The organism is Candidatus Didemnitutus sp. (genome assembly GCA_019634575.1).
Taxonomy (GTDB): Bacteria; Verrucomicrobiota; Verrucomicrobiia; order Opitutales; family Opitutaceae; genus Didemnitutus.
Genome location: JAHCAY010000001.1, coordinates 78,832 through 105,415, shown reverse-complemented (window position 1 = coordinate 105,415; position 26,584 = coordinate 78,832). Strand labels below are relative to the sequence as shown.

Below are 26,584 nucleotides of genomic sequence, written 5' to 3'. Positions count from 1 at the left end.
ACGCGACGGGATTCTTGAATCGAGGTAAGATACATGGGCTTGGGCTTACAGCTTAGCGCTTAAAGCTTACCGCTGTTCTTCAGCGCATCCCGCATCACCTGCGCGATGTGCTGGGTTTTGACCGGCTGGCCGGCTTTTTGCGCGAGCCCGCCCATGTGCATGAGGCAGCTCATGTCACCGGAGACGAGCACGTCGGGCTGCGCGGCGCGGATATGCTCCAGCTTCAACGTGCCCATGCTCGAGGAAACGTGCGGGAACGCCACGGAGAATGTGCCGCCGAAGCCGCAGCACTGCTCCTGCTCGCCGAAGGGCACGACCTTAGCACCGGCGATCGAGGCGAGCAGCGCGAGCGAGGCGGCTTCGCTGCCCGTGCCGCGATTGTGGCAGTTGCGATGAAACGCGATCGTCGCCTCGTAGCGCCCGGGCCAGGTCTTCACGCCGAGCGCGTTGACGATGAAATCGGCGAACTCCCACGTGCGCGCCGCGAGCGCTTTGACTTCGGGCAAGTCGGCTTCCTTCTCGAATTCGAGCAGTGCGCCGTGACGCAGCATCGCGGCGCACGAGCCGGACGGGAGCAGCACCGGCGTGGTGCCGGCGAAAGTGCGCAGCGTGTGGCGCACGACCTTGCGCGAGGCCGGCCAGTCGCCGCCGTTGAACGCCGGTTGTCCGCAGCAGGTCTGCCCTTCGGGAAATTCCACCTCAACGCCGAGGTGTTCGAGAACCTCCACGGTGGCGCGCGCAACGTCGTCGTAGAACGCGTCGCACAGGCACGTCGCCATCAACTGAATCTTCGGTCGCTCACCGGGTGCGAAGGGCGAAGGACGGATGGGAGCATGCATCAGGATCGCGGAGTGTAGACAGTCGCCTCGAGTTGGCGAGCCAGGTGGGCGCGGAAGGCGTGGATATCACGAACGACACCGAGTCCGATTAGCTGACTGGCGAGATTGCCGACCGCGGTGCCTTCGAGCGAATACGACACGACGGGCAGACCGCTGGCATCCGCCGTCGCCTGGCAAAGCAGCCGGTTCTTCGAGCCGCCGCCGACAATGAGGATGCGCTTGAATCTACGTCCGGACAACTGCTCGAAGCTCCGCACCGCATCGGCGTGCCCGCGGCCGAGGGAGTCGCAGATCAGCCGCACGTAGCCGGCGAGGTCGCGCGGCGGACGCGCGCCGTTCTGCTTCAGCTGCGCATCGATCGCGGCGCGCATGTCGGGTGGGTTGAAGAGCGAGGCGTCCGTCACATCGAGCAGCCGCGTCGGCGCGGGCGCTTTCTCGGCGAGGGCGATGAGCTTCTTCCACTGCGCCGGGCTCGTGGGACGGACCGCGAAGGCCGGCAGCGTTTGCTCGAGCAACCAAAGCCCGAGACAGGAACGCAGCGGCCGATAGCGCCCGTCGCCCATGCGCTCGTTCGAGACGCGAGCGGCGCGCGCCGCCTCACCGAGCACCGGCGTGTCGCTTTCAAAACCGAGGAGCGACCACGTGCCGGAACTCAGGTAGAGATCGGAGCCGTCCGCGGCGGCGGGCATCGCAGCGAAGGCGCAAGCGGTGTCGTGCCCGGGTGCCAGCACGGTCTCGACGCCGGCGAGTTCGGGGATGTCGCGCACCGGACCGAGTTTCTGCGCCGCCAGCGCCGGACGGCTGAACCAATGGCGCGGAATGCCGAAGTATTTCATCGCCGCCGCCGACCACTCGGTGCTCTTCACGTCGAGGAACTGCGAGTGACTGCAGATGGAGATCTCGTTCTCCATGCGGCCGGAGAGCAGGAAATTGAAGTAGTCGGCGATGAACAGGCACCGCGCGGCGGTGCGAGCGATGCCGGGACAGGCCGCGAGCGTTTCCTGCAATTGGAGGCTCGTGTTGAAAACGTGACTCGGCAGGCCGGTGAGCGCGTAGATGCGCGGATAGCCGGTCTGCTCGAACTTCTTCGCCGGTTCGAGCGTGCGCTTGTCGCGGTAGGCGTGCACCGGATATACGGGACGACCCGCCGCGTTCACCAAGACGTGATCGACGCCCCACGCATCGCAACCGACCGAAGCGAGCTTCGGGAACTGCGCCTTCGCCTTCAGCAGGCCGGCGCGGGCTTCGCTCCAGAGATACGGCAGGTCCCAGTAGTCGTTCGCGCCGAGCGAGCGGAATTGATTCGGGAACCGATGAACCTCGGTGAGATCGAGTCGGCCTTTCGTCCAAGTGCCGACAATGACGCGGCCGCTCGTGGCCCCCAGATCGATCGCGGCACAATGGACGGTGGCTTTCATAGAATCATCGCAGGAACGCCTCGTGCAGGCCGCCGTCGACCGTGATCACCTGGCCGGTGGTCTTGCTGAGGCGCTGCGACACGAGGAGGAAATACGCCTCGGCCTGGTCGGCGGGCGTGATCGGGGCCTTGGTCAGCGTGCGATCGGCATAAAACTGCGCCAGCTTGCGCACGAGCGACTCGGTCGCTTCGTCGTCGGTGTAAGGAATGTTGTATTTCGCGAGCGAGCCGATGACGCGATCGCGCGGGAACATCGCCGAGCCTTGCACGACCGTCGCCGGCGCGACGCCGTTCACGCGCACGAGCGGCGCGAGTTCGATGGCGAGTTCGCGCACGAGGTGATTCGCCGCGGCCTTCGAGGTGTCGTAGGCGACGGAGCCCTTCTTCGCGACGACGGCATTGGCGCTCGTCGTGAGCACGAGGTTGCCGCGGAGCCCCTGCTCTTTCCATGTCTTCGCCGCCTCGTCGCCGACGACGTAGCTGCCGGTGACGTTGATCGCAAACGTGAGCGCCCACTTGTCGTCCGGGATGTGGCCGGAGGTGTCGCTGGGCACGAAAATGCCGGCGGTGACGCAGATCGAGTCGAAGCCGCCGTAGGCAAGCGCGACCTGGTCGAGCATCGCGCGCACGGAGGCGCGATCGGTGATGTTGGCCGCGAGGCCGACCGCCGGGCCGCAGTTGGAAACACCCGTGCCGGCGACGCCGATGCCGACGCCGTATTTGGATTCGATCTCCTTCGCGGTCGCGCTGGCCGCGTCGGCGTTGAGATCGACGGCTACGATGTGCGCGCCTTCCTTCACGAGGCGGTGCGCGGTTTCCTTGCCGATGCCGGAGCCGGCACCGATCACGACGATGACCTGGCGCGCGAGCTCCTTCTCCGCGGGCATACGCTTGAGCTTCGCTTCCTCGAGGAGCCAATACTCGATGTCGAACGCCTCCTGCTGCGGGAGCGCGATGTAGCGGTCGATCGCCTCGGCGCCGCGCATGACTTCGACGGCGCAATTGTAGAATTCGGCGGTGACGCGCGACTCGGACTTGTCCTTGCCCCACGCGATCAGGCCGAGGCCCGGGATGAGCACGACCGTCGGATTCGGGTCGCGCATCGCGGGCGAGTTGGCGTGTTTGCAGGCGGCGTAGTAGGCCGCGTAGTCCCTGCGGTAGGCCGCGAGTCCGTCGGCGAGCTTGGCCTTCAGCGTGGTCACGTCTTCGGCCTGCGGATTCCAGTCGACGTAGAGCGGCTTGATCTTGGTGCGGAGGAAATGGTCCGGGCACGACGTGCCGAGTTCGGCGAGACGCGCGGCATCCTTGGAATTCACGAAGCGCAGGATCTTCGCGTCGTCCTGCACGGTGCCGATGAAGCGCTTCTCCTTGGAAACCTGGCCGCGCAGCCACGGGAGAATCGCCGCGAACGTCGCGCGGCGCTTGGCCTCGTCGAGCGTCTGGTATTTCGCGCCGCCGAAGGCCGCAGCGTCACCGCCCTTGGCCGCGTAGGCCTTCTCGATGTAGGCGGAGGCTTCCTCGATGAAGGCGAGCGTGTCAGTGTAGCACTGCTTGTCGTCGTCGGCCCACGAGATGAAGCCGTGCTGGCCCATCATGATGGCGCGAACGTTCGGCTGCTCCTGCGCGATCTTCTGCATCGCGAGGCCGAGTTCGAAGCCCGGGCGCATCCACGGCACGTAGGCCATGCGGCCGCCGAAGATTTGTTGGGTGAGCTTTTCGCAATTCGCCGAGGCCGCGATGGCGATGATCGCGTTCGGGTGCATGTGGTCGACGTGCTGGCCCGGCAGGAACGAGTGCAGCGGCGTGTCGATCGAGGACGCGCGCGGGTTCAGGTTGAACGTCGCATGCGTATACATGCCGACCATGTCGTCTTCGGCGGGCGACTTCAGACCCTTGTCGGTGCGCGCCGCGTAGAGCGACTGGAGCGCGACGAGCTTGCTCTGGTAGAGCGAGGAGAAGTTTTCGCGCGTGCTCGTGCGGAGGTCGCCGCCGGAGCCTTTCACCCAGAGCACCTCGACCGGCTGGCCGGTGAGCGGGTCTTTCTCGGTGAGCTTGGACGACGTGTTGCCGCCGCCGGTGTTGGTGATGCGTTGATCGCTGCCGAGGAGATTGGAGCGATAGACGAGGCGGGCGACGGGATCGAGGGACGCCGCCTTGGCGTCGTCCCACAGATAGTTGACGAATTGGTAGGAAGGCATCGTGGAATGCGTTGCGTGGAGAGAAAGCGAGTCAGCGGCGCTGCGCGAGAACTTCGCGCTCGTAGCGTGTCACCGCCGGGAGCCACTGGCGGTCGCCGGGCACGTTGGCGCGGCGGCAGTGTTCCTCCCAGATCGCGCCGAGCGGGAGCGTCCGCAACTCCTCGAGCAGCGCGAGGCGGCCCGTGTGGTCGCCCGCGGCCTCGAGGTCGCGCAGGCGTTGCGACGGTTCGAGCAACGCGGCGAGCAGACATTTCTGGGCGTTGCGCGTGCCGATGACCCAGGCCGCGACGCGGTTGATGCTCGCATCGAAGTAGTCGAGGCCGATCGCCGTGCGCGGGAGGAAGTCGCCCCGCACCAGTTCCTCGAAGAGCGCCTTGGTCACGTCGTCGAAGAGCACCACATGATCGCTGTCCCAGCGCACGCCGCGACTGACATGCAGCAGCAAGCCGGGCACGAATTGCAGCACGGACGAAATCTTGTCCGCGACCGACTCGGTCGGATGGAAGTGCCCCATGTCGAGGCAGAGCATCTTTTTTCGTGTGACGGCGTAGCCAAGATAAAACTCATGCGAGCCGACTACATAGCTCTCCGAACCGATGCCAAACAACTTCGACTCGACCGCGTCGCGGTGAACGCGTTCATCGATTTGTTCCTTGAACACGGCGTCGAGCGACTGCGCGAGCCGCTCGCGCGGGACCTTGCGATCCGCCGGCAGATCCTTGTGGCCATCGGGAATCCAGACGTTCGTCACCGTCGGCGTGCCGAGCGCCTGCCCCATCGCCGCGCCGATGCGCCGGCAGGCGATGGCGTGCTCGATCCAGAATTGCCGGATGGCGGGCTCGCGATGCGAGAGCGTGAAGCCGTCGTTGGCGAGCGGATGCGAGAAGCACGTCGGGTTGAAATCGAGACCCATGCCGCGCTGTTTCGCCCAATCGATCCAGCTCTGGAAATGCTCCACGCCGATCGCATTGCGGTCGACCTTCTTGCCGCCGAAGTCGCCGTAGATCGCGTGCAGATTCAGCCGGTGCTTGCCGGGGATCAGTGACAGCGCGACGTCGAGATCGCCGCGCAGCTCCGCGATCGTGCGCGCCTTGCCCGGATAATTGCCCGTCGCCTGGATGCCGCCGCCCTCGAGCGTGGCGCCGGCGCGTTCGAAGCCGCCGACGTCATCGCCTTGCCAGCAATGCAGCGAGATCGGCGTGCGCGCGAGCGTGGCCAGCGCGGCCTCGGTGTCGACGCCGAGCGCGGCGTAGGTTTCACGAGCGGAATCGTAGTGCGAGGCAGTCATGGAGGATGCAGCATTTGCCGCGAAGCGGCGGGGTGGACGGAAAGCAGCGAGAGCGAGCAGTCTACAGCGGAGCGACGCAGGCGGGAATCCGCGCGATGATCTTTGGGATACAGAAAATGCCTAGGGCATTTCCGATTCGCTTTCGAGTCGCCAAACGTCGCCTCGACCCTTCAATCGCCCCGGCCGCGCTTCCCCCGCGGCGGCCACGCCAACCATGCTCCGCCCTGCCCTGCTTCGCCGCGGTTTCTGGCTCTGCCTCGCCGCCTTTTTCGGTTCCACGCTGCGCGCCGACGTGCGTTGCGCCCCGCTGTTCACCGATCACATGGTCCTCCAGCGCGAGCGGCCCGTCCCGGTGTGGGGCACCGCCGCGCCGGGCGAGAAAGTGACGGTCGCCTTCGCCCTCCAGACCAAGGCGACCGTCGCCGCCGCCGACGGCGCGTGGCGCGTCACGCTCGATGTGCTGGCGACGAGCACCGAACCGCGCGACCTCGTGGTGCGCGGCGCGGACACGGTGACGTTTCGCGACGTCCTCGTGGGCGAAGTCTGGTTCGCCTCCGGCCAGTCCAACATGGAGAAGCCGCTCGGCGAGCGAAAGGGCCAGAAGCCCACCACCGGCTACGATCTCGAGATCGCCGCGGCGCGCTACCCGCTCCTCCGCCTGTTCCAGGTGCCGCGCACCGACCTCAAGCAGGACGGGCCGGGCGTCTTCCGTTGGCTGCCGTGCTCGCCGGAAGCGTTGCGCGAATCGAATTTCTCCGCCGCGGCCTACCACTTCGGCCGGCAGGTGCAGCAGACGCTCGGCGTCCCCGTCGGGATCATCCACTCCAGCTTCGGCGGCACGCGCCTCGAGGCTTGGCTGCCGCCCGAGGCCTTCGCCGACCCGCAACTCGCCGGTCTCGAAAAGGAGCGCTACCCCGCGTGGGTGCCCGGCGTGCAACCGACCGAGCTGTTCACGAGCATGGTGCGCCCGTATGCGCCGTTCGCCGTGCGCGGTTTCCTGTGGTATCAAGGCGAGACCAACTGCATGGTGCCCGACCCCGACCGCTACGCGCACAAGCTCACGACGCTGATCGCGCACTGGCATCGCGTGTGGGAGAACGCCGACGCGCCGTTCTACGGCGTGCTGCTCGCGCCGTTCGACTACTCGAAGTGGGAGAAATTCGCCACGACCGAGCTCGCGCTGCCGCGCTTCTGGCAGGCGCAGATCGAAGCGCTCTCCGCGCCGCGCACCGGCTACGTCGTCATCAGCGACGGCGTCGACGATCTCCACGACATCCATCCCGTGAACAAGCGCGTCGTTGGCGACCGCCTCGCGCGCCTCGCGCTGAACGAAACCTACGGCCGCACCGACATCGCCGCGCACGGGCCGACACTCGCGAGTTGGCAAGCTGACGGCGCCGCACTCGTCGTCACGTTCGTCCACGCCGAGGGACTGCACACGCGCGACAACCTGCCCGCAACCGACTTCGCCCTCGCCGGCGCCGACCGCGTCTTCCATCCCGCCCAAGCGACGATCAATGGCGCGACGATCACGCTCACCTGCCCCGCAGTTCCCGCGCCGATCGCCGCGCGCTTCGCGTGGCACGAAACCGCCCGCCCCAACCTGGTGAACCGCGCCGGCCTCCCCGCCACGCCTTTCCGCACGGACGATTGGCCGGTGAAGATCGATCGACCGGTTCCCGAGCCGCTTGAGATGCGCCCCTGATCGCAATCGCATCCGAGAGATTGGAATTTCTACTCGCACGGAAACGGACCGGCTATTGCGGGGCACAGCCACAACAGCCTTGAGCCACAGGCAGTTTGCCGCACCCTCACTGCCACGGGCCAAACCACAGTGAGGTTTCTCACTGAATCTGAATAGCACTGTTCGGCAAAATATGAGCCCACTAGCATCCAACGTAATCGCCGGCATCGTTTCCGGTCTCTTAGCGACACTGCTCACCATTGGATTTCGTTCGTTCTGGCTGCGTGTTGTAATTCCCTGGTTTGAGGAGCTCGTCTACAAAGACGCCAGAATCGAAGGAGTATGGTATTGCGCAAGCGCCCAAGAAGTCCGTGAAGAGCAAACCTACACCGCCACTATCACACGGAATGCACACAAGGTAAGCGCAGTAATGGTCTGCGGCTCAGGTGAAGACCAAGGCCAGTCCTACAGGATTGAGGGTATCTTCAAGAATCTGATTTTATCAGCTACCTACGAAAGTCTGTCCCGGACATCTCTTGATCGAGGTGCGCTATCGCTGATGCTAAAAGAGAACGGTGATCGATTGGTCGGCTACCTCGCCTTTTACCATGATCGCGGACATAAGATTGATGACCTCGCGATGATCTGGTTCCGGCACAAAGAACACTTCGACCGCTTTATTGAGAAGAAAGTCAAGGAGAAGGAAGAGGAAGAGAAGCGACGCGAGGAAGAAGCCCGCAGGGTTGCGGCCCTTGTCGAGAGCCAAAAGGAGAAGAAAAAAAAGGAGCCGAACCAGTAGGAATGAGAAGGCGTGAGAGGTCCGCGTCGCCGTAGAGGGCGCGTAGTTCTACTCTCCGTCTCATGAACACGAGCGAACTGACCATCGGACTAGCCGGCGCGACCAAGCTCACTGGGTGCCAGGCGCGGCGAGATGGTGAAGGAGCACCGCGACGCCGTAGCGGGGCAGATTAAGCTTGGTCACCTCGCCGCCGTGCAGCACGTCGGTCATTGGCGCGGGCAATGCGATGTCCTGCGGGCCGGTGGAGAAATTCGTCAGGATGAAAACCTCGCGGTCGGTTGCGACGCGGCGGCCGACACTGACGCGATCGGGCACCGCGATGGTCGGCGAGTCGATCTTCGCGAGCGCGACCCATTGTTTCGCGAGCGTCTGCATCAGCGGCTGGTCGACGACCGCGCCGAGGTAGGTGATCGTGCCCTTGCCCACATGACGGCGGAGCGCCGCAGGTTGACCGGTGAGCCAATCGTTGCCGGGGCCGTAGCGCAGCGGGATCTCGATCTCGCCTGCGGAAGCCGAGAGCTGAGAGTTGAACGCTGAATGCTGCGCCGCGGTCAGCGGCGCCAGCGTTTCCGCCCACACGGTCGCGCGGCCGCTGCCCCACTCGCCGGCGACCGGCACGTCCTCGAGCAGCGCGTAGAATTGCTCCACGCGACCGCCGAGCGGGGCGACGAGCGGGCCGGGCTGGCGCTGGGTGTTGAGCGCGTTGAACTCGTTCTTCATGCCGGTGCGCGGGCCGAGCACGAGATGGCCGCCGGATTCGACCCAGGCGGTGAGCTTCGCGGCCAACTCCGCCGAAACGACGTTGAGGCTCGGCGCGACGATGAGCTTGTAGCGCGCGAGGTCCATCGCGGGCGTCACGATGTCGACCGACTGCGTCTGTTGCCGCAGCGCCTTGTAGTAGCTGTGCAGCACTTCGAGCTGTTCGTAGCGGTTGCTGAAGCGGTTGAAGTCGATCGCCCAGCGGCTGTCGTAGTCGTGGATCAGCGCGACCTCCGCGACCGGCGCGGTGCCGGCGATCACCGGCGCGGCCTGCGCAAACTCGCGTCCCGCCTGAGCGGCCTCGGCGTAAACCGGAACCGGTTCGCCATCGGGCCCGACGAGCGAGCCGTGATATTGCTCCTGGCCGTTCAGGGCGCTGCGCCATTGCCAGTAGGCGACGCAGTCGGCGCCGTGCGCGATGGCATGCCACGCCATGGCGCGCGTCTCGCCCCGGTCGAGCGAGTTGCTGACGCTCGACCAATCCACGAAACCCGGTGGCATCTCCAGCACCCAGAAATTCTTCCGCTTCCAACCGCGCACGAGATCGTGCGTCGAGCCGCTGCGGTCGGGGTCGAGGTGCCCGGTGCCGTTGCGCGAATTGTCGGCGTAGCCGGCGCCGAGATACTCGTCCCACGAGATGACATCGTAATCGGCGGCGATGAGCTGGCGGTTGAAGCGATTCGCCCAACCCAGACCGCCGAGGTTGGTCGTGATGAGCTGCCGCGGCTCGACGTGCGCGCGCAGCACCGCGATTTGGTTGCGCTGGAAGGCGAGCCAGGTGTCCGTGACGTAGCGCTTGTAGTCGAGCAGCAGGCCGGGATTCGCGCGGCCGGTGGTCATCGGGATCTGGCTCCACTGCGAATAGGTCTGGCTCCAATACGCGGTCATCCAGTGGCGGTTCAGCTGGTCGAGCGAGCCGTAGCGCTGCTCCAGCCACGCCTGCCAGCCGCGCTTGGATTCCGCATCAAAGGAGTCCTCGGTGAACTCGTTGCCGATCTGCCACGCGACGACGTTCGGGTTCTTGCCGAAGCGCTGTGCGAGCTGCGTGACGATCCGCGCGCACAGCTCGCGGTATTTCGCGCTCGCGATGGAAAAATGCCGGCGCGAGCCGTGCTGGAGTTGCTTGCCGTCCTCGCCGACGCGCAACACCTCGGGATATTTCGTCGTCAGCCACGCCGGCGGCGTGTCGGTCGGCGTGCCGATGATGGTGACCATGCCGTGGCGCGCGGCCGCGGCGACGGCGCGCTCCATCCAGTCCAGTTGGTAATCGCCCTCCGCGGGTTCGAGGCTGCTCCACGCGAACTCGCCGATGCGCACCATGTTGAGGCCGGCCGCCTGCATGCGCACGAGATCGGTTTCCCACGTCGCCTCCGACCACTGCTCAGGATACCACGCCGCGCCATACATGAGCGGCGGGACGTTCGCGGCCCGCGCGACGAGGCCGAGCAACGGGAGCGCGAGAAGCAGGACGAGCGAAACGAAACGGCGAAGCGTTGGCATGCGAAGCGTGGTTCAGCGCGCAGCGGCGCGGAGGTTGACGGTGACGGGTTGCAGTTTCGGGGCAGTGACGCGCACGACGATTTCACCGCCCTTGGACTTCGAGCGGACGACGGCGAGCGCGCGACCTTGATAAAGCGAACGACGCGGTCCGACATAGGACTCCTTGGACGTGAGATCGGCGTTGCCGAGCGCGAGCAACGTCGCCGCCCCTGACACCTCGACGGTAACGGGCAATTCCGCATTCGGCACCCACTCGCCCTTCGCATCCAGCGCCTCGATCGTGACGTAAACCAAATCCTGTCCGCCCGGGCGAACGCGCGTGAGATCGGGCGTCACGCGCAGCGCGGCGACTTTGCCGGCGGTGCGCAGCGTGAGGCGTTCGACCGCGCGCCCGTCTTGAAGGCCAACGGCGACCAATTCGCCCGGCGCGTAGGGCACCGCGAATCGCGCGCGAAACTCATGCGCGCGATCCGTGGGCAGTTCGCCGAGCGACTGGCCGTTCAGCTCGAGGCGCACGGCGGCGTGGCGTGAATAGATTTCCACGGCGAGCGTCTTCCCCTCCTGCCCCGGCCAGGTCCAGCTGGGCAGCGCCGGCGGCATCGACCACGGCGTGACGTTCCACGGCCGACCGTCCGAGGTGGGCGCGACGACGGCGGCGTAAAGCTTCTCCCCGCGATCCCAGACGATGTTCCGGTAATGCGAGATCGGCTTCCTCCAGCCGGTGAGATCGATGTCGCCGCACGCGGCGCCGTGCCACGGCCACATGTTGCCTTCCCAGTGCTTCACCGCCGGCTCGCCGGGCGGGAAGACGCGCCCGATGCCGGCTTCGCCGAGATAATCCAGCGCGCTCCACACGAAATCGCCGATCACGTAGGGCTGCTCCTGCACGATCGCCCAATTCGCGAACACTTCTGACTGATAGGATTCTGCGGCCACGATGATGCGTTCCCGTAATCGCGCGTGGTCGCCCGCGTGCTGCGCGGCCAATTCGTAGTTGTAGCCGGCGAGGTCGAGCGCAGCGAAGAGCGGATCGAGTTGCTCCCACGGGCCGTTCTTGCCCGCGCCATTCACGCCCGCCGAGACCGGGCGCGTCGCGTCGAGCGAGCGCACGCGCTCCGCGAGCTCGCGCGCGATGCGCTGGCCGTCGGCGGTCGTGCGTTCGAACATTTCGTTGCCGATGCTCCAGATGATCACGGAGGGGTGATTGCGGTCGCGCTTGATCCACGCATCGACGTCCCGCTGCCACCACTCGGTGAAGAACACGCTGTAGTCGTGCTTGTTCTTTCCCTTCGCCCAGCCGTCGAAAATCTCATCCATCACGAACAGGCCGAGCCGGTCGCACGCCTCGAGGAAGGCGCGCGACGGCGGATTGTGCGCCGTGCGCACGGCGTTGAAACCCTCGGCCTTCAGCAGCTCGACCTTTCGCTCCTCGGCGCGGTCGAACGCCGCGGCGCCGAGGATGCCGGTGTCGTGGTGCACATTGCCGCCATTGAGCTTGATCGGGGCGCCGTTTAGTTCGAGGCCGCGCGCGGCCGTCCAACGCAGCGTGCGCACGCCGAAAGCGGTCGAGCATTCGTCGATCAGCTCCTTGCCGTCCGTCAGGCGCACCGTGGCTCGGTAGAGCGTCGGCGAGGCCGGCGACCACGCCTGCGGTTGCAGAATCTTCACTGCTGCGCGGAAGACGGACTCCGTGCCGGGCGATGCGGCGACGGTGCTGCGCGTCTGCCCAACGCGTTTCCCGGTCGCATCGAACACGCTGATCTCGGCCGCGAGCTTGCGCTCGGTCCCGCCGCGATTGGCCAGCGTGGTCTCGATGGCGAGTGTCGCCTCGGCCGCGCTCAGCGATTCGGTCGCGACGAAAATCCCGTCCGTCACGACATGCACCGGCGCCGTGACGTGCAGCAAAACATGGCGATAGAGTCCGGAGCCGGTGTAGAATCGCGCCGTCGGTTGCGCCGAGTGGTCGATGCGCACTGCGAGGACGTTTTCCGTCCCGAGCTTCAGGTGCGGCGTGAGATCGACGGTGAACGGCGTGAAACCGTAGGCGTGCCGTCCGACCGGTGCGCCGTTGATGAACACCTCGGCGTTCAGGTAGGCGCCCTCGAACTCGACCGTCACCCGCTGCCCGGCCCATGACTTCGCCGCGCGGAACGACTTCCGATACCAGCCGACGCCGTTCTCGAAAAAACCGCCGTGGCCCGCGGACGCCGCGTCCTTCCGCACCGGACGCTCAATGCTCCAATCGTGCGGGAGGTCGAGCGCGCGCCAGTGCGCATCGTCGAAGTCCACTGCGGCCGCACCGGCCGGATCGCCGAGCTGAAATTTCCAAGCCGCGTCCCACAGATAGCGCTCGCGCGCCTCCGCCCACGAGGCGACGAACAGAAGCAACAGGGCCGCGGCGATGCGGGAACGAAGGGGAGAAAGGGACAGCATGGACGCGAATGGGAGTGTTGCCGAAACCGTCGGGGTGACGAGCGCGCAATCGCGTGCAGTTACTGTATGGCAAAGGCTTGCACTCGGGAATACCCGGCCTGATCTTTGGCATCCAGGAAATGCCCAAGCCGCCCCCCGACTATTTTCGCTACTTCCCGGACCATCCGGACATCGCACGCTGGGGCATTGGTGTCGCGGCGTGCGGCCTCGCACGCGCCACGCCGGGCGCGGCCTACCCGCCGCAGCAACACCCGGCGGACCACCACTTCGACTGGTCCCATGGCCGCGTGCTCGACGCCGTGCAGATCGTGCTCATCACCTCCGGCCGCGGCGCGTTCGAGTCGCGCGAGCTCGGGCGCCGCGATATCGAGACCGGCACCGCCGTGCTGCTGCTGCCGGGCATGTGGCACCGCTACCGGCCCGACGATAAAACCGGCTGGTCCGAGAGCTGGGTGGAGCTGCGCGGCCCCGTCGTCGACACGCTGCGCACGTCCGGCGTGCTTGCCGTGGACAGCGCGATCCGCAACGGAGCGCTCGCGGCCGGACTGGACAGCGCGATGGACACGCTGCACCAGCACGCGCGGCGCGCCGGGCCGGGCTTCGACCCGGAAATGTCCGCGTGCGCGCTGAACATCCTCGCGGCGTGGGCGCGCGCGGGCGAGACGGCTCCGGCGCGCGCCCGCATGGTGCGCGCGGTCCTGCAGGCGGAGCGATATTTCGCCGATCATCACACGGAGGCGGTCAACGTCGAGGCCCTGGCCAGGGAACTCGGCGTCGCGTATTCGCATTTCCGGCGCGAATTCAAGACCCAGACCGGCTTCTCGCCGTGGAACTACGTCGTGCATCTGCGCCTGTCGCGCGCGCGCCGCCTGCTCGCGGCGGGCGACGCGACGCTCGACGACATCGCGGCCCGCCTGGGGTTCAGCTCGGCGTTCCATCTCTCCACGGCCTTCAAGCAGGCTTACGGCATCGCGCCGCAACACTGGCGCGAGCAGCTGCAGAAGACCGCGCGCCCCGCGGGAAAACGTCCCGAAACGGACGTCTGACGTCGTTGGCATTTTTTGTAGGCAAATGATCAGGCAGCCGATGGCCAAGCGCGGCGGCCTGCGCTATGCTCGCGGACGTCGGGAGGGGATTCCGGCGCGCCGCGGGGGTGGCGCGCCGGTTTTCTTCCCCCGCCCCCGTCGGCGTTCCAGCCCCCTTTCACCCCGCCCCCGTTCCGCCGCTCTGCCTGCCCGAGCTAACAAGCGCGCGAATATTGAGCCGGCCACTTCGATCCCCGCACGCCCGCTACCGCCGTCCGATCCGCCATGCACTTCGTCGATACCCACCAGCATCTCTGGGACCCGAGACGCTTGCCCTATTCCTGGTGCGCGAGCATTCCCGCCCTGCATCGGACTTTCTCCCTCGACGACTACCGCGCCGCGAGTCGAGGCGCGGGGATTGCCAAAACGGTCTTCATGGAGTGCGACGTCGACGATCCGCACCAACTCGCCGAGGCGGAGCACGTCCAGCAGCTCGCCGAGACCGATCCGCTCATCCAAGGCATCGTGGCGAGCGGTCGGCCGGAGCATGACGGCTTCGCCGCGCACCTCCGCGCGCTCGCGCGGCTCCCGCGTCTTCGCGGTATTCGCCGCGTGTTGCACGTCGTGCCCGACGGACTTTGTCTCGAGCCCCGCTTCGCCGAGAACCTCCGCCTGCTGCCGGATTACGGCCTGACCTTCGACGTGTGCGCCCTGCCACGCCAACTGGCGAATGTGCGCACCCTCGCCGAGCGCTGCCCGCAGGTGACCTTCATCCTCGATCACGTCGGCGTCCCCGACGTGAAAAACCGCATGGACGAACCCTGGCGCACCGGACTGGCCCGCCTCGCCGACCTGCCCAACGTGAATTGCAAGATCAGCGGCCTCGTCGCCTACGCCGACTCCGCGACCTGGACCGTCGACGACCTCCGGCCGTATTTCGAGCACGCCGTCGCGTGCTTCGGCTGGGATCGCCTCGTCTGGGGCGGCGACTGGCCGGTGTGCACGCTCACCGCCCCGCTCTCCCGCTGGGTCGAAGCCACGCACGCCCTCACGGCCAGCGCCACGCCCGCGCAGCGCGCCCTGCTCTATCACCGCAATGCCGAGCGCCTCTACCGGGTTTAGCCCCGCCCCGATCGTGGCAACGGCACGCGACCGGGGTCGACTCGCCGCCGTGAACCTCCTAACAACCTCGCGACTCACCCCACCGCGCATGCGACCGCTGTCACTTTTCCTCGTGTTCCTGGCGTGCACGCTCAGCGGCGCCGAACCGCGCCCCGCGGTGATACCTTTCCCCGCCGGCAAACCGCGCCTCGTCGGCCCCGCCGCGATGCAGCGCATCCACGACGAAGTGAAAACACCGTTCAAATACGGCGTCGTTCTTCGCGGCGAGCCGGGCGAACTCGTCGACTGCCCCAATGTTTTCCGCCGCGCCGGCCGGTGGTATATGGTCTACGTCGCCAACCGGGACAAAGTCGGCTACCAAACCTGCCTCGCGCGCAGCGACGACCTCCTGCACTGGGAAAAACTGGGGCCAATCCTCCCTTTTCGCCGCACCGGCTGGGACGCCTGGCAAGCCGACGGCGGCCTCGCCCTCTACGACCCGCGCTGGGATGGCACGCACGAGCTCGCCCCGCACGACGGCCACTACTGGCTCTCGTATCTCGGCGGTGCGAAGCAAGGCTACGAGCCCGACCCGCTCGCCATCGGCCTCGCGCACACCGAGGATCCGACCGCCGCGCGCGAGTGGACGCGCCTCGCGGAAAATCCCGTCCTCGCGCCCGACCAAAGCGACACGCGCGACTTCGAGCACGTCACGCTCTACAAAGGCGCAATCGTCCGCGACGAGGCGCGCACGCTCGGCGCGCCGTTCGTCATGTTCTACAATGGCAAATCCGCTCCCAACGGCGTCGAGACGATCGGCCTCGCCGTTTCCGACGACCTCCGCTCGTGGCGCCGCTACGGCCGCGGCCCCGTGATCGCCAACATCGGCGCCGCGCCGTGGGCGATCAGCGGCGACCCGCAGCTCACGCGCATCGGCGACGTGTGGGTGATGTTTTACTTCGGCGCGTTCTGGAAACCGGGCGCGTTCGACACTTTCGCCTGTTCCTACGATCTCGTGCACTGGACCAAATGGGACGGTCCGCACCTCGTCGCTCCGAGCGAACCCTACGACCGACAGTTCGCCCACAAGCCGTGGGTGCTGAAGCACGAGGGCGTCGTCTATCATTTCTACTGCGCCGTCGGCGCCGAGGGCCGGGTCATCGCCCTCGCGACCTCGCAGGACCTGCACGCTTCCGCCCAATGAGAGTCGCCGCCCTCGCCCTCCTCCTGCTCGCCTCCACGGCGTTGCTGCGCGCCACACCGCCCGACGATTCCCGCTACGTCCTGCTCACCGCGCCCGGGACGCACCTCTTCGAATCCTCGCCGCTCGGCAACGGCCGGCTCGGGGCCGCGCTCTACGGCGGCATCGACGAGGAACGCATCGTCCTGAACGAGTCCGGCATGTGGTCCGGCTCGCCGCAGGAGGCCGACCGCGCCGACGCCCGCCGCGCCCTGCCGGAGATTCGGCGCCTGCTCCTCGAAGGAAAAAACCACGAAGCCGAGGCGCTGGTGAACGCCAACTTCACTTGCGCCGGCCTGGGCTCCGGCCGCGGTGCGGGCGCCAACACGCCCTACGGTTCGTATCAAATTCTCGGCGATCTCCGCCTGAAGTTCCTCGGCGCCGACGCGCCCGTCACGCACTACCGCCGCACGCTCGATCTCGCCGAGGCGACCGCGCGCGTCACGTTCGAGCGGGGCGGCGTGCAGTTCGTCCGCGAAGGATTCGTGAGCGCGCCCGCCGAAGCGTTCGTGCTGCGGCTCGGCGCCGACCAGAAAGGCCGCCTGTCCTTCGACGCCACGCTCGCCCGCGCGGAGCGGGCGACCATCGAGTCCGCCGGCTCCACCGGCCTCGTGATGCACGGCCAGCTCAACGACGGCTACCACGGCACCGACGGCGTCCGCTTCGCCGCGCGCCTCGAAATTCGCGCGCACGGCGGCACGGTCGAGACCGATGGCGCCACCGTGCGCGTCCGCGACGCCGACGAAGTGCTCCTGCTCGTCACCGCCGCCACGGACATCAAACGCCGCAGCTTTGCCGGGCGCGCCGTTGCGGATCCCCGCGCCACCGCGGAGGCGGATCTGGCCGCCGCGCTGAAATCCGACTTCGCCGCACTCCGCCAGGCGCACCTCGCGCATTACCGGAGTTTCTTCGACCGCGTCGCACTCACGCTCGGCGCCCCGTCCGCCGAAGCCGCGACCCGCGCCACACCGGAGCGCCTGCAAGCGTTCTCCGCCGGCGCCGCCGACCCTGGACTCGCCGCGCTCTATTTCAACTTCGGCCGCTATTTGCTCATCTCGTCTTCGCGGCCCGACGGACTGCCTGCCAATCTCCAAGGCATCTGGTCCGACTCGATCCAGACGCCGTGGAACGGCGACTGGCACTCCAACATCAACGTGCAGATGAATTACTGGCCCGCGGAGACGACCAACCTCTCCGAGCTGCACGCGCCGCTCTTCGCGCTCATCGACTCGCTCGTCGCCCCCGGCACGAAGACCGCGCAGTCCTACTACGGCGCGCGCGGCTGGGTCGCCTTCCTGCTCAACAACCCGTGGGGCTTCACCTCGCCCGGCGAATCCGCCAGCTGGGGCTCGACCGTCTCCTGCTCGGCGTGGCTCTGCCAGCATCTGTGGGATCACTACCAGTTCACCGGCGACCGCGCTTTCCTCGCCCGCGCCTGGCCGACGCTCAAGGGCTCCGCGCTCTTCTACCTCGATATGCTCATCGAGGACCCGAAGACCGGCTGGCTGCTCACCGCGCCGTCGAACTCGCCGGAGAACGCGTTCCTCCTCGACGGCCAACCCGCCCACGTCTGCCTCGGCCCCACCGCCGACATGCAGCTGCTGCGCTACCTGTTCGACGCCTGTATCCGCGCCTCGGAGATTCTCGGCACCGACGCCGACCTGCGCGCCGAGCTGAAAGCCAAACGCGCCCGCCTCGCCCCGACCCGCCTCGGCTCCGACGGCCGCGTCCTCGAATGGCAACAGGAGTATCCCGAAGCCGATCCGCAGCACCGCCACGTCGCGCACCTGTGGGGCCTTTATCCCGGCAACGAGATCACGCCGCGCGGCACGCCCGACCTCGCGGCCGGCGCGCGCCAGACGCTCGAAGTGCGCGGCGACGCCAGCACCGGCTGGAGTCTCGCCTACAAGATGGGCATGTGGGCTCGCCTCAGCGACGGCGACCGCGCGCACCGACTCCTCCGCCACGCGCTCACGCCGGCCGACGCCGCGACCTCCAAGCGGCAATTCAGCGGCGGCACCTACGCGAACCTCTTCGACGCCCACCCGCCCTTCCAGATCGACGGCAACTTCGGCGGCACCGCGGCCATCGCCGAAATGCTCCTGCAAAGCACGGCCGACGAAATCGTCGTCCTGCCCGCGCTGCCGTCCGCCTGGCCCGATGGTCGCATCACCGGCCTCCGCGCCCGCGGCGGCTACGAGGTCGATCTCGAGTGGCGCGCCGGCAAACTCGTCCGCGCACTCGTCCGCAGCGTCGGCGGCCGCGCGACGCAGCTCCGCTACGGCGCGACCGTCGTGCCGGTGAAATTCACCGCCGCGAACACGTCCGCGTTCGTCTTCACGCCGTGAAGTCGCCCGCCCCGCGACGCGGCTAAAGTTTGACCGCGCCGCCCGTTGCCAGCCGGTTTTCCGCTCCCTAACGGTCAAGTTAACCCCGAGTCGCCGCCTTCGTCCGCGTCGGTTTTCCTTTTAGGATGAAACCCCACCCCGCGCTGTTTCCGCTGGTCGTCGTCAGTTGCGCCCTGGCGCTCACGGGCTGCGGCCCGAAATCCGACTCCACCACCGCAGCGTCGCCCGCGCCCGCAGCGCCGGCCAAGATCAAGCTCGGCTTCTTCGTGAAGCAGCCCGAGGAACCGTGGTTTCAATTCGAGTGGAAAGGCGCCGAAAAAGCCGCCGCCGAGCACGGTTTCGAGCTCCTGAAATACGGCACGCCTGATGGCGAGAAAGTCATGGCCGCGATCGACAACCTCGCCGTCGCCGGCGCGCAGGGCTTCGTCATCTGCACGCCCGACGTCCGCCTCGGCCCGCAAATCGTCGCCCGCGCCCGGCAAAAGAACATGAAGGTCGTCACGGTCGACGACATGTTCGTCCAGCCGGACGGCAAATTCATGACCGAGGTGCCCTACCTCGGCATGTCCGCGTCGCAGATCGGCGAGTCCGTCGGCCGCGCGCTCCACGCCGAGGCCACGAAGCGCCACTGGAACCCCGAGGAAACCGGCGTGTGCCTCATCACCTTCGAGGAACTCGACACCGCGCGCGAGCGCACCGAGGGCGCGCGCCGCGCGCTCGAAGCCGCCGGCTTCCCCGCCGCCCGCATCTTCAAGGCGCCGCAAAAGACCACCGACATCCCCGGCAGCTTCGACGCCGCGAGCGCGTTGCTCACCCGCCAGGGCGGCGTCAAGCGCTGGCTCATCGCCGGCATGAACGACAACGCCGTGCTCGGCGCCGTCCGCGCCATGGAAGGCCGCGGCTTCAACGCCGAGACCGTCATCGGCATCGGCATCAACGGCACCGACTGCATCGACGAACTCCGCAAGCCCAAGCCGACCGGCTTCTACGGCTCCATGCTCGTCTCCGCGCCCTTCGAAGGCTACGAAACCGCGCGCCTGCTTCACGTCTGGGTCAAGGACGGCCAACGTCCGCCACTCGAGACGCGCACGCCCGGCATCTTCATCACGCGCGAGAACTTCGAGACGGTCCTCAAACGCGAAGGCATTCTCCAGTAGCGCAGACCTCCAGCCTGCCTCCGCCATCGAATCCGCCCGCTCCCTCGCATCCCTGCCGCACCCTCGCGCGCCGCGTGACGCCTTACCTCCAATTCGCCTCCGTCACCAAGACCTACGTCGGCGTGACGGCGTTGCAGGACGTCTCCTTCGCCGTGTGCGAAGGCACGGTGCACGCGCTCATGGGCGAGAACGGCGCCGGAAAATCGACCCTGCTCAAGGCGCTCAGCGGCGCGCACCGGCCGACATCCGGCCGGATTCTCCTCGGCGGACGCGCCCACGAATTCGCGGCGACGTCCGCCGCGCTCGCCGCCGGCGTCGCCGTGATCTATCAGGAACTCCATCTCGTGCCCGAGATGACGGTGGCCGAAAATATTTTCCTCGGACACCTCCCGCAGCGCCGCGGCGTGATTGACCGTCCAACCCTTGTTGAAAAAGCGAGCGCCCTGCTCCGCCGCCTCGGGGAGGACATCGCTCCCGACACGAAGCTCGCGCGCCTTTCCATCGGCCAGCGCCAGATGGTCGAAATCGCCAAAGCGCTCAGCCGCGGCGCGAAGGTGATCGCGTTCGACGAGCCGACGAGCAGCTTGTCCGTCCGCGAGATCGAGCGACTCTTCGCCGTCATCCGCGAACTGCGCGCCCAGAGGTGCGTCATCCTCTACGTCACGCACCGGATGGAGGAGGTCTTCGCGCTCTGCGACGCCTGCACCGTGCTCCGCGATGGCCGGCACGTGCGGACCTACGAGGCGTTGCGCGAGACCACGCCCGCACAACTCGTGCGCGACATGGTCGGCCGCGACATCGCCGACGTCTACGCCTACGCCCCGCGACCGCACGGCCCGACCGCCTGCGCGATCCGCGCCGTCGCCGGGCCGGGCATCCGCGCTCCGGTTACGTTTTCAGTGGCGCAGGGCGAGATCCTCGGGCTCTTCGGTCTCGTCGGCGCCGGCCGCACGGAATTGCTGAAACTGCTCTTCGGCGCCGAACGCGCGACCGCCGGCTCCGTCACGGTTCACGGCGAACCGATCGCGTTGCACTTGCCCGCCGACGCGATCGCGGCGGGCATCGTCTACTGCACCGAGGATCGCAAGCGCGAGGGCATCGTCCCGATCCTCTCCGTGCAGGAGAACTGCAACCTCGGCGTCCGCGCTCCGCACACGCGCTGGGGCGGATTGCTCGACGGACGCTGGGAACGCGACAACGCCACCGCCAAGGTTCGCGAGCTCGCCGTGCGCACCCCGTCGGTCGATCAACTCATCAAGCATCTCTCCGGCGGCAATCAGCAGAAAGTGATCCTCGCGCGCTGGCTCTCCACGCGGATCCGCGTGCTCCTGCTCGACGAGCCGACGCGCGGCATCGACGTCGGCGCCAAGAGCGAAATCTACCGCCTCATCCGGCGCCTCGCCTCCGAGGGCGTCGCCGTGATCCTCGTTTCGAGCGACCTGCCCGAAGCGATCGGCCTCGCCGACCGCGTCGCCGTCATGCGGCAGGGCGAACTCGCCGCCATCCTCGACCGCGCCGACGCCACGCCCGAGCGCGTCCTCAGCCTAGCTCTCCCGCAAGAAAACGCGCCCGCCGCATTGTCACTTAATAAGTGACAATCGCCACCGGCCGTTCCCACTTCGCCGCGATCCGCCTTAGCACTTTTCCGAGCCTTCACATGAGTTCCGTGCAGAAACCCTCCGCCCCCTCGTTCTCCGCCACGCTGCTCGACCGCGGCGGCATGACGCTCGTGCTGTTCGCGCTCGCCGCCGTCTGTTGGGTCACCGTGCGCGGCTTCGGCACACCCGAAAATCTGATGAACCTGCTCCTGCAGGTCTCGATGGTCGGCACCGTGGCGACCACGATGCTCTTCTGCCTCGCCTCGGGCAATTTCGACCTCTCGGTCGGCACGATCATCCCCGCCGGCGGCGTGCTCTGCGCGTTGGTCCTGCGCCAGACGAACAATCTCTTCCTCGCGATCGCGGCGTCGCTCGCCTTCGGCGCGCTGGTGGGTTTCCTCAACGGCACCATCGTCGCGCGCCTGAAGATCAACCCGCTGATCACGACGCTCTCGACCATGATGATGGTGCGCGGCATCGCGTTCGTCTTTGCCGACGGCAAATCGATCGGCATCGCCAACGACGCGCTGCTCAACCTCGCCAGCTGGGCCTTCCCCGTGATCCGCAACGCCGCCGGCGCGATCGTCTTCCAGATCACCTTCCCGGTCTGGGTCTGCCTCGGGTTGTTCGCGTTGTTCGGTTTCGTGCTTCAGCGCACCGCCTTCGGCCGCAACACGCTCGCCATCGGCGGCAACGAGGAGGCCGCGCGTCTCGCCGGGGTGAACGTCACCGCCGTGAAGGTCGCCATCTTCACGCTGCAAGGTCTCGTTGCCTCGCTCGCCGGCGTGTTGCTCGCCGCGCGCCTCGGCATCGGCGACCCGAAGACCGCGCAAGGCAGCGAGCTCTCGATCATCTCGGCGTGCGTGCTCGGCGGCGTGTCGCTCTCGGGCGGCGTCGGCCGCATGAGCCACGTCATCGCCGGTGTGTTCATCATGGGCGTCGTCGAGAACGCGATGAACCTGCTCAACATCGACTCGTTCTACCAATACATCGTGCGCGGCGCTATCCTGCTCGCCGCGGTGATGCTCGACCAGCTCAAGCAACGCCGCAGTTGACGGCGTCGCGCCCCTCCGCGGCGCGAACCGGCCGCCGCCTCTCCCGCCACTGTGGCGCATTACGCCGCAATCCGCCCCGCGGCGGAATGCGCGCCTTCACTCGGGGAAAGTCACCCGCACCGGATTGAGCAAGCGCACCGGACCGAGAAGTCCCGACGCCACGAGCGGCTCGTCCCGGTCGTAGAACTTCCAGGCGGAAAACGTCACGCGGCCACCCGGCGGCTTCGGCTTCCCATCGCGATACCACTCGGGCAGGCGCACGATGCCGTGCGGGTCGTTGCCCTGCTCGTCACGGATGCCGTATTCGTTTTCCGCGGGGAGAAACTCGTCGCCGATCAGGCGATTCGTCCAAAGATTCGTGACCGCCACCTCGAGCGTGTTCGCGCCCGCGTGCACGAGGTCCGTCACATCGAGGCGATAAGGCTCCTTCCACACGGCGCCCGCGTTCCGACCGTTCACGCGCACAGTGGCGATCACCTCGACGCGACCGAGATCGAGGATCACGCGCTTGTTCCCGCCGACGAATTCCGCCGGCACGTCCAGCGTGCGCGCATAGGTGGCGGTGCCCGAGAAGAACTTCACGCCCGGGTTCTCGTGGAGGTGCAGCGATCTCAGTCGCGGCAGCTCAACCGAGTCCGGCGCGCCACGTCCTTCCTGAAACCGCACGCGCCACGGCCCGACGACCGAGCGGGGCGCGGCCACTGCGACGCTTTGCTCGCGCGCACCGTCCAACGCGTAACGCCCGCCTTGCCAGACCAACGCCGTGACGCGGTCGGCTTCGCGGCGCAACTCGGTCACCGCGGGAACCTCGGGCGGCGGCACGCCGTCCGCAACCAGTCGTTTCAGGTCATCGCCCGAGAGCGCATGGTCGGCCTCCGTGGGCGGCACGAAATTGCCCTCGAAGAAAAACACCTGACCGCGCGAAGGCGGTGGCGGTTGCCCGGCCTGACGGGTCAGCGCCTCGATGCCGGGAAAATGCAGCGGATAGTCGACCGGCGGCGGCGGCGAGCCGACGCCCGAATGCACGATCTTGCCGGAAACGAGTCCCTCGCGCACGAGCTCGCCGTTGACGAAAAGCTGCGGCTTGCCGTCCCGATAGACGACCGCGACGTGCGTCCAGCCGGAGACGGGGTGCTGCCACGCCAACACCGCCGGGCAGGTGTCGAGCGCGCGCTCGACGACGAAGATGCCATTGCGCCCCACCGCGAGTCCCGCCGTCGCATGGCCGGTGCCGAAGCGCACCTCGCCCGGGTCGGCGGGGATCGCGTAGAACTTGCCCACCTCGTCGATCCGGCCCGTCGTGCTTTCCGTCGGAAACACGCGGAGGTCGGTGTCGGGTTTCACCCAGACCGCCATGGTGAAATTGCGGCTCGGCGCCTTGTCCCGCCGCGCCGATTGGAGGGTGCAACCGGTTGAAACCCGCGCCTGTCGTCCGTCCTGCATGAGGTAGCGATGGCTCTTCGCCGCCGCATGGCGGAAAAGCACGAAAACCGATTCGCCCGGTTCCAACCGCAGGGGCACCACGGCGCGACCGTCCCGGGAGGAAAAAATCGCCGCGTCGCTGCGCTCGCCGGATTCGGTGCGCCAGATTTCAGGCTGCCGGCCGCCCATGCCGCGAAACAGCGCGAGCAGATCCTCGACGCGCCGCTGCCGGTTGCCGACGAAGAACAGATCGCCCTCGGGCAAGCGTCGATGCTGCCACGAAAACGATGCGCTACCGTTCGGCGACAGCGTCTCGAAATCCGGTGCGACTCCACGCTGCGCCAAAGCCTCGGCAATCGTAGCGCGCTCGAGCACGCGCGGATTTTCCCACAGTTCCGCCGCGTCGCGCAGCATCGCCCGCTCGCTCTCCGGGTAACCGGCGAGCGTCGGGGAGAATTGCGGCCGCGGACCGACCAGTGTCGCCCCGGCAGCCACGAACGCGCGCAATTTCTGGAGCAGCTCGGGCCGGATTGCCTTCAGATCCGGCGGGAGCACGAGCAGCTGGTAGCGCCCGCCCTCGGGCAGGACGTATTCGCCGTTCTCGACGCGCACGCGTTGGAGCAGCGCGTCGGTGTTGACCAGATCGTAGCTGTAACCTGGCGGCACGACCGGCAGCGCCATGGAGGACACGTCGGGACTGCGCTCGCCCGTGAAATAGAGGACGTCGGCCGCGTAGGTGCCTTGCTGGAGCATCCAGTGCGTGCGCGCGATGCAATCGAGCCACGGCTTCGCTTCGCCGAACCAGGTGTTCGTGCGCTCGAAGAAAAACCCGTAGGGCCCGAGCGACACGCCCGGCACCGCCGTCGGATGCGGCTGGTGCGCGTAGCGGTGAAAGACGAAGTGATTCACGCCCAGCGCGCTCATCTCGTCGCCGAGGATTTTCAGCGCGTAGGGATACTCGAGCCAGCGCGACGTCTTGAACTCGCCCGTGAAAGCCTCCGAAGCGACCACGGGCTTGCCGTAGACGTGCGCGGCGGACGAAACCATCTTCACCACGCGATTCGGCGTCCACGGCGTGCGCGTCCAGAATTCCGTCATCGGCACATCCGGCAGACCGGAGACGCGCAACTCGTCGAAGTTCGCCGCGCCGTAGCCTTCGACGTAGAATCGCAGCCCGCGCTCCCGCGCGAGCGCATGCATGCGCTCGTAGTAATTCTCCGCCATCAGGTCCGCCTGCACGCGCCGGAAATCGAAAAGAAAACGGTCCGCCACGCCCGCATCGCCCACGACGCGTCCGACCAGCGCCGGCAGGTAGCCGGTGATCGCGTAACCCGCGCGCCGGCGAAACTCCGCCGGAAAATCCGCCGTCCAGTTCTGCATGCCGGCCTCGTAGCTGTCGATGGTCACGGCGGCCGGCCCCTTCGCCCCCGCCGCTGCGGCATCGGCCAGGACGCGCGCGACAACCTGCGCGAAATGGAACTGCGTTGCCGGCGCGCTGAACTTGTCGATCTCGAGGCCGCGACCGGCCGCGGACGCGGCGACATTGTTCTTCCCCGTCGCCGTGTGCCCGAGCCGCAGGACGATCCACGCCCCGGGCGGCGCGTCCCACTCGAGCCGGTCGCCCCGCAGGTGCGCCGTCAGGTCGACGACCGTCGACGGATCGATCGCCGCGGTCGACGCGACGGACGCAGGCAGCGCCAGTTGGCCGGCGACGCGATAGTCGAAATTCGCCTTCGCCACCCAATCCTCGATCCGCGGCGTGCGATGCAGGACGAATTCCGCCAACTCGCCCGCCGACGACGCCGTGACACGCACGAAACGGACCCGCGCCGTCGAAAAACCACGCACCGCCGGGGCAAGGATGCCGTGCCGGCCCGGCGCGCCGACCGTGCAGAGCTGGCGGAACTCACGGCCGTCTTGGGAACCTTCGACCGTCAATCGCGGGAACCGGCCGCCGGGGCTCGGAAACGCCGCCAACGCGTGCAGGTCGATGGCTTGCGCGAATTCGAGGAGCAGCGGCGCCGCGGGCCCCAACGCGATCTTCGTCGCGAGCGAGCCGTCGCTGAGGATTCCCTTGTCTAACTCCGTCGCACCCACGCTGACGCGGGTCAACGCATCCTCGTAACGCACCGTCTCGTCCGCCGGCGCCGGAAACGCGACGACGAACGCGTCGCGGTAGTAGTCGAGATTCGTCTGCGGCCGCACGAGGTCGATCGCGACGTGTTGCCCGCCCGCGACGGTCGTTTCCGTCCAAACGAGTTGCTGCATGGACATCGCCGGTGTGACCCACGGACCGCCGCTGCTGGACCATCCCGGAGCGTTGTGCATGCTGATAGCGACGCCGAGCCGGTTGCCCTCCTTGATCGCGTGGGTCATCAGTTCGCGCCAGAGCGGCCCGAGATAGTCGGCCGGTCCGGCCGGCAGGTAATCGCTGCCGTCGAAGATCATCGCGCCGCTGACGCCGATCTTCGCCATCGCTTCGAGATCGAGCGTGATGCCTTCGCGGGTGACGTTGCCGTTCATCCAGTGCCAGAACGTCTGCGGGCGCGCCGTGCGCGGCGGCGCATCGAAGCCGGCGGCCAGCGGATCGGCCGCGACGGCGTGCAGCACGGTCAGCGGCAGGAGCAGCACGAGCAGTCGGCGGAGGAGCACGGCGGGAGATTGGGAGGATTCGGCGCGCACGGCGAGCAGCGGTTCGGTGACTGAGCGGACGGACCCGAG

16 protein-coding genes are annotated in these 26,584 nt (G+C 67.4%); 9 read left to right on the top strand and 7 right to left on the bottom strand.

The window, feature by feature from the left end; translation table 11 throughout:
- Positions 1 to 59: 59 nt before the first annotated feature.
- From KF715_00340 to KF715_00325, 4 genes are read right to left on the bottom strand one after another with little or no spacing between them, the layout of a single operon-like run.
- Complete coding sequence (locus tag KF715_00340; GenBank protein ID MBX3735109.1) at positions 60 to 839, bottom strand: (Fe-S)-binding protein; 780 nt, start codon at positions 837 to 839, stop codon at positions 60 to 62.
- Complete coding sequence (locus KF715_00335) at positions 839 to 2,257, bottom strand: rhamnulokinase (GenBank protein MBX3735108.1); 1,419 nt, start codon at positions 2,255 to 2,257, stop codon at positions 839 to 841. The genes KF715_00340 and KF715_00335 overlap by 1 nt, the downstream gene beginning before the upstream one ends.
- A gap of 4 nt (positions 2,258 to 2,261) precedes the next feature.
- Entirely contained in the window at positions 2,262 to 4,454 is a 2,193-nt protein-coding gene (locus tag KF715_00330; protein ID MBX3735107.1) for a bifunctional rhamnulose-1-phosphate aldolase/short-chain dehydrogenase, read from the bottom strand.
- A gap of 31 nt (positions 4,455 to 4,485) precedes the next feature.
- A complete protein-coding gene (locus KF715_00325; protein ID MBX3735106.1) occupies positions 4,486 to 5,742 on the bottom strand; it encodes an L-rhamnose isomerase in 1,257 nt (418 codons plus the stop codon).
- Positions 5,743 to 5,956: 214 nt separating this feature from the next.
- Between KF715_00325 and KF715_00320 the strand changes: the two genes are divergently transcribed.
- Together KF715_00320 and KF715_00315 are read left to right on the top strand one after the other, a co-directional pair.
- A complete protein-coding gene (locus KF715_00320) occupies positions 5,957 to 7,447 on the top strand; it encodes a sialate O-acetylesterase (protein ID MBX3735105.1) in 1,491 nt (496 codons plus the stop codon).
- A 172-nt stretch (positions 7,448 to 7,619) separates the two neighbouring features.
- Positions 7,620 to 8,225 (top strand): hypothetical protein, encoded by a 606-nt coding sequence (locus tag KF715_00315; GenBank protein MBX3735104.1) that lies wholly within the window; start codon positions 7,620 to 7,622, stop codon positions 8,223 to 8,225.
- A 108-nt stretch (positions 8,226 to 8,333) separates the two neighbouring features.
- Here KF715_00315 and KF715_00310 read toward each other — a convergent pair whose 3' ends face one another.
- Both KF715_00310 and KF715_00305 read right to left on the bottom strand, forming a co-directional pair.
- On the bottom strand, positions 8,334 to 10,484 hold the full coding sequence (locus KF715_00310) for a beta-galactosidase (protein MBX3735103.1): 2,151 nt from the start codon (positions 10,482 to 10,484) through the stop codon (positions 8,334 to 8,336).
- A 12-nt stretch (positions 10,485 to 10,496) separates the two neighbouring features.
- Positions 10,497 to 12,917: a DUF4982 domain-containing protein gene (locus KF715_00305; protein MBX3735102.1), complete on the bottom strand. Its 2,421-nt coding sequence runs from the start codon at positions 12,915 to 12,917 to the stop codon at positions 10,497 to 10,499.
- A 119-nt stretch (positions 12,918 to 13,036) separates the two neighbouring features.
- On the opposite strand from KF715_00305, the gene KF715_00300 reads away from it, so the two are divergent.
- The 7 genes from KF715_00300 (at position 13,037) to araH (ending at position 22,441) form a co-directional block, all read left to right on the top strand.
- Entirely contained in the window at positions 13,037 to 13,963 is a 927-nt protein-coding gene (locus tag KF715_00300) for an AraC family transcriptional regulator (protein ID MBX3735101.1), read from the top strand.
- 264 nt (positions 13,964 to 14,227) lie between these two features.
- Positions 14,228 to 15,064 (top strand): amidohydrolase, encoded by an 837-nt coding sequence (locus KF715_00295; protein ID MBX3735100.1) that lies wholly within the window; start codon positions 14,228 to 14,230, stop codon positions 15,062 to 15,064.
- An 88-nt stretch (positions 15,065 to 15,152) separates the two neighbouring features.
- On the top strand, positions 15,153 to 16,247 hold the full coding sequence (locus KF715_00290) for a hypothetical protein (GenBank protein MBX3735099.1): 1,095 nt from the start codon (positions 15,153 to 15,155) through the stop codon (positions 16,245 to 16,247).
- A complete protein-coding gene (locus tag KF715_00285; protein MBX3735098.1) occupies positions 16,244 to 18,631 on the top strand; it encodes a glycoside hydrolase family 95 protein in 2,388 nt (795 codons plus the stop codon). The genes KF715_00290 and KF715_00285 overlap by 4 nt, the downstream gene beginning before the upstream one ends.
- Positions 18,632 to 18,756: 125 nt before the next feature.
- Entirely contained in the window at positions 18,757 to 19,788 is a 1,032-nt protein-coding gene (locus tag KF715_00280) for an arabinose ABC transporter substrate-binding protein (protein ID MBX3735097.1), read from the top strand.
- Between the two features lie 14 nt (positions 19,789 to 19,802).
- Entirely contained in the window at positions 19,803 to 21,383 is a 1,581-nt protein-coding gene (araG, locus tag KF715_00275; protein MBX3735096.1) for an L-arabinose ABC transporter ATP-binding protein AraG, read from the top strand.
- Between the two features lie 62 nt (positions 21,384 to 21,445).
- Positions 21,446 to 22,441: an L-arabinose ABC transporter permease AraH gene (gene araH / locus KF715_00270; GenBank protein ID MBX3735095.1), complete on the top strand. Its 996-nt coding sequence runs from the start codon at positions 21,446 to 21,448 to the stop codon at positions 22,439 to 22,441.
- 96 nt (positions 22,442 to 22,537) lie between these two features.
- On the opposite strand, the gene KF715_00265 is transcribed toward araH, so the two are convergent.
- Positions 22,538 to 26,515: a hypothetical protein gene (locus tag KF715_00265; GenBank protein MBX3735094.1), complete on the bottom strand. Its 3,978-nt coding sequence runs from the start codon at positions 26,513 to 26,515 to the stop codon at positions 22,538 to 22,540.
- Positions 26,516 to 26,584: the final 69 nt, after the last annotated feature.

Coding starts and splice junctions, on each gene's coding strand:
- KF715_00300 (MBX3735101.1), top strand. CDS start 13,037: ATGCCCAAGCCGCCCCCCGACTATTTTCGCTACTTCCCGGACCATCCG.
- KF715_00335 (MBX3735108.1), bottom strand. CDS start 2,257: ATGAAAGCCACCGTCCATTGTGCCGCGATCGATCTGGGGGCCACGAGC.
- KF715_00330 (MBX3735107.1), bottom strand. CDS start 4,454: ATGCCTTCCTACCAATTCGTCAACTATCTGTGGGACGACGCCAAGGCG.
- KF715_00290 (MBX3735099.1), top strand. CDS start 15,153: ATGCGACCGCTGTCACTTTTCCTCGTGTTCCTGGCGTGCACGCTCAGC.
- KF715_00325 (MBX3735106.1), bottom strand. CDS start 5,742: ATGACTGCCTCGCACTACGATTCCGCTCGTGAAACCTACGCCGCGCTC.
- KF715_00280 (MBX3735097.1), top strand. CDS start 18,757: ATGAAACCCCACCCCGCGCTGTTTCCGCTGGTCGTCGTCAGTTGCGCC.
- KF715_00310 (MBX3735103.1), bottom strand. CDS start 10,484: ATGCCAACGCTTCGCCGTTTCGTTTCGCTCGTCCTGCTTCTCGCGCTC.
- KF715_00315 (MBX3735104.1), top strand. CDS start 7,620: ATGAGCCCACTAGCATCCAACGTAATCGCCGGCATCGTTTCCGGTCTC.
- KF715_00340 (MBX3735109.1), bottom strand. CDS start 839: ATGCATGCTCCCATCCGTCCTTCGCCCTTCGCACCCGGTGAGCGACCG.
- KF715_00305 (MBX3735102.1), bottom strand. CDS start 12,917: ATGCTGTCCCTTTCTCCCCTTCGTTCCCGCATCGCCGCGGCCCTGTTG.
- KF715_00285 (MBX3735098.1), top strand. CDS start 16,244: ATGAGAGTCGCCGCCCTCGCCCTCCTCCTGCTCGCCTCCACGGCGTTG.
- KF715_00320 (MBX3735105.1), top strand. CDS start 5,957: ATGCTCCGCCCTGCCCTGCTTCGCCGCGGTTTCTGGCTCTGCCTCGCC.
- KF715_00295 (MBX3735100.1), top strand. CDS start 14,228: ATGCACTTCGTCGATACCCACCAGCATCTCTGGGACCCGAGACGCTTG.
- araH (MBX3735095.1), top strand. CDS start 21,446: ATGAGTTCCGTGCAGAAACCCTCCGCCCCCTCGTTCTCCGCCACGCTG.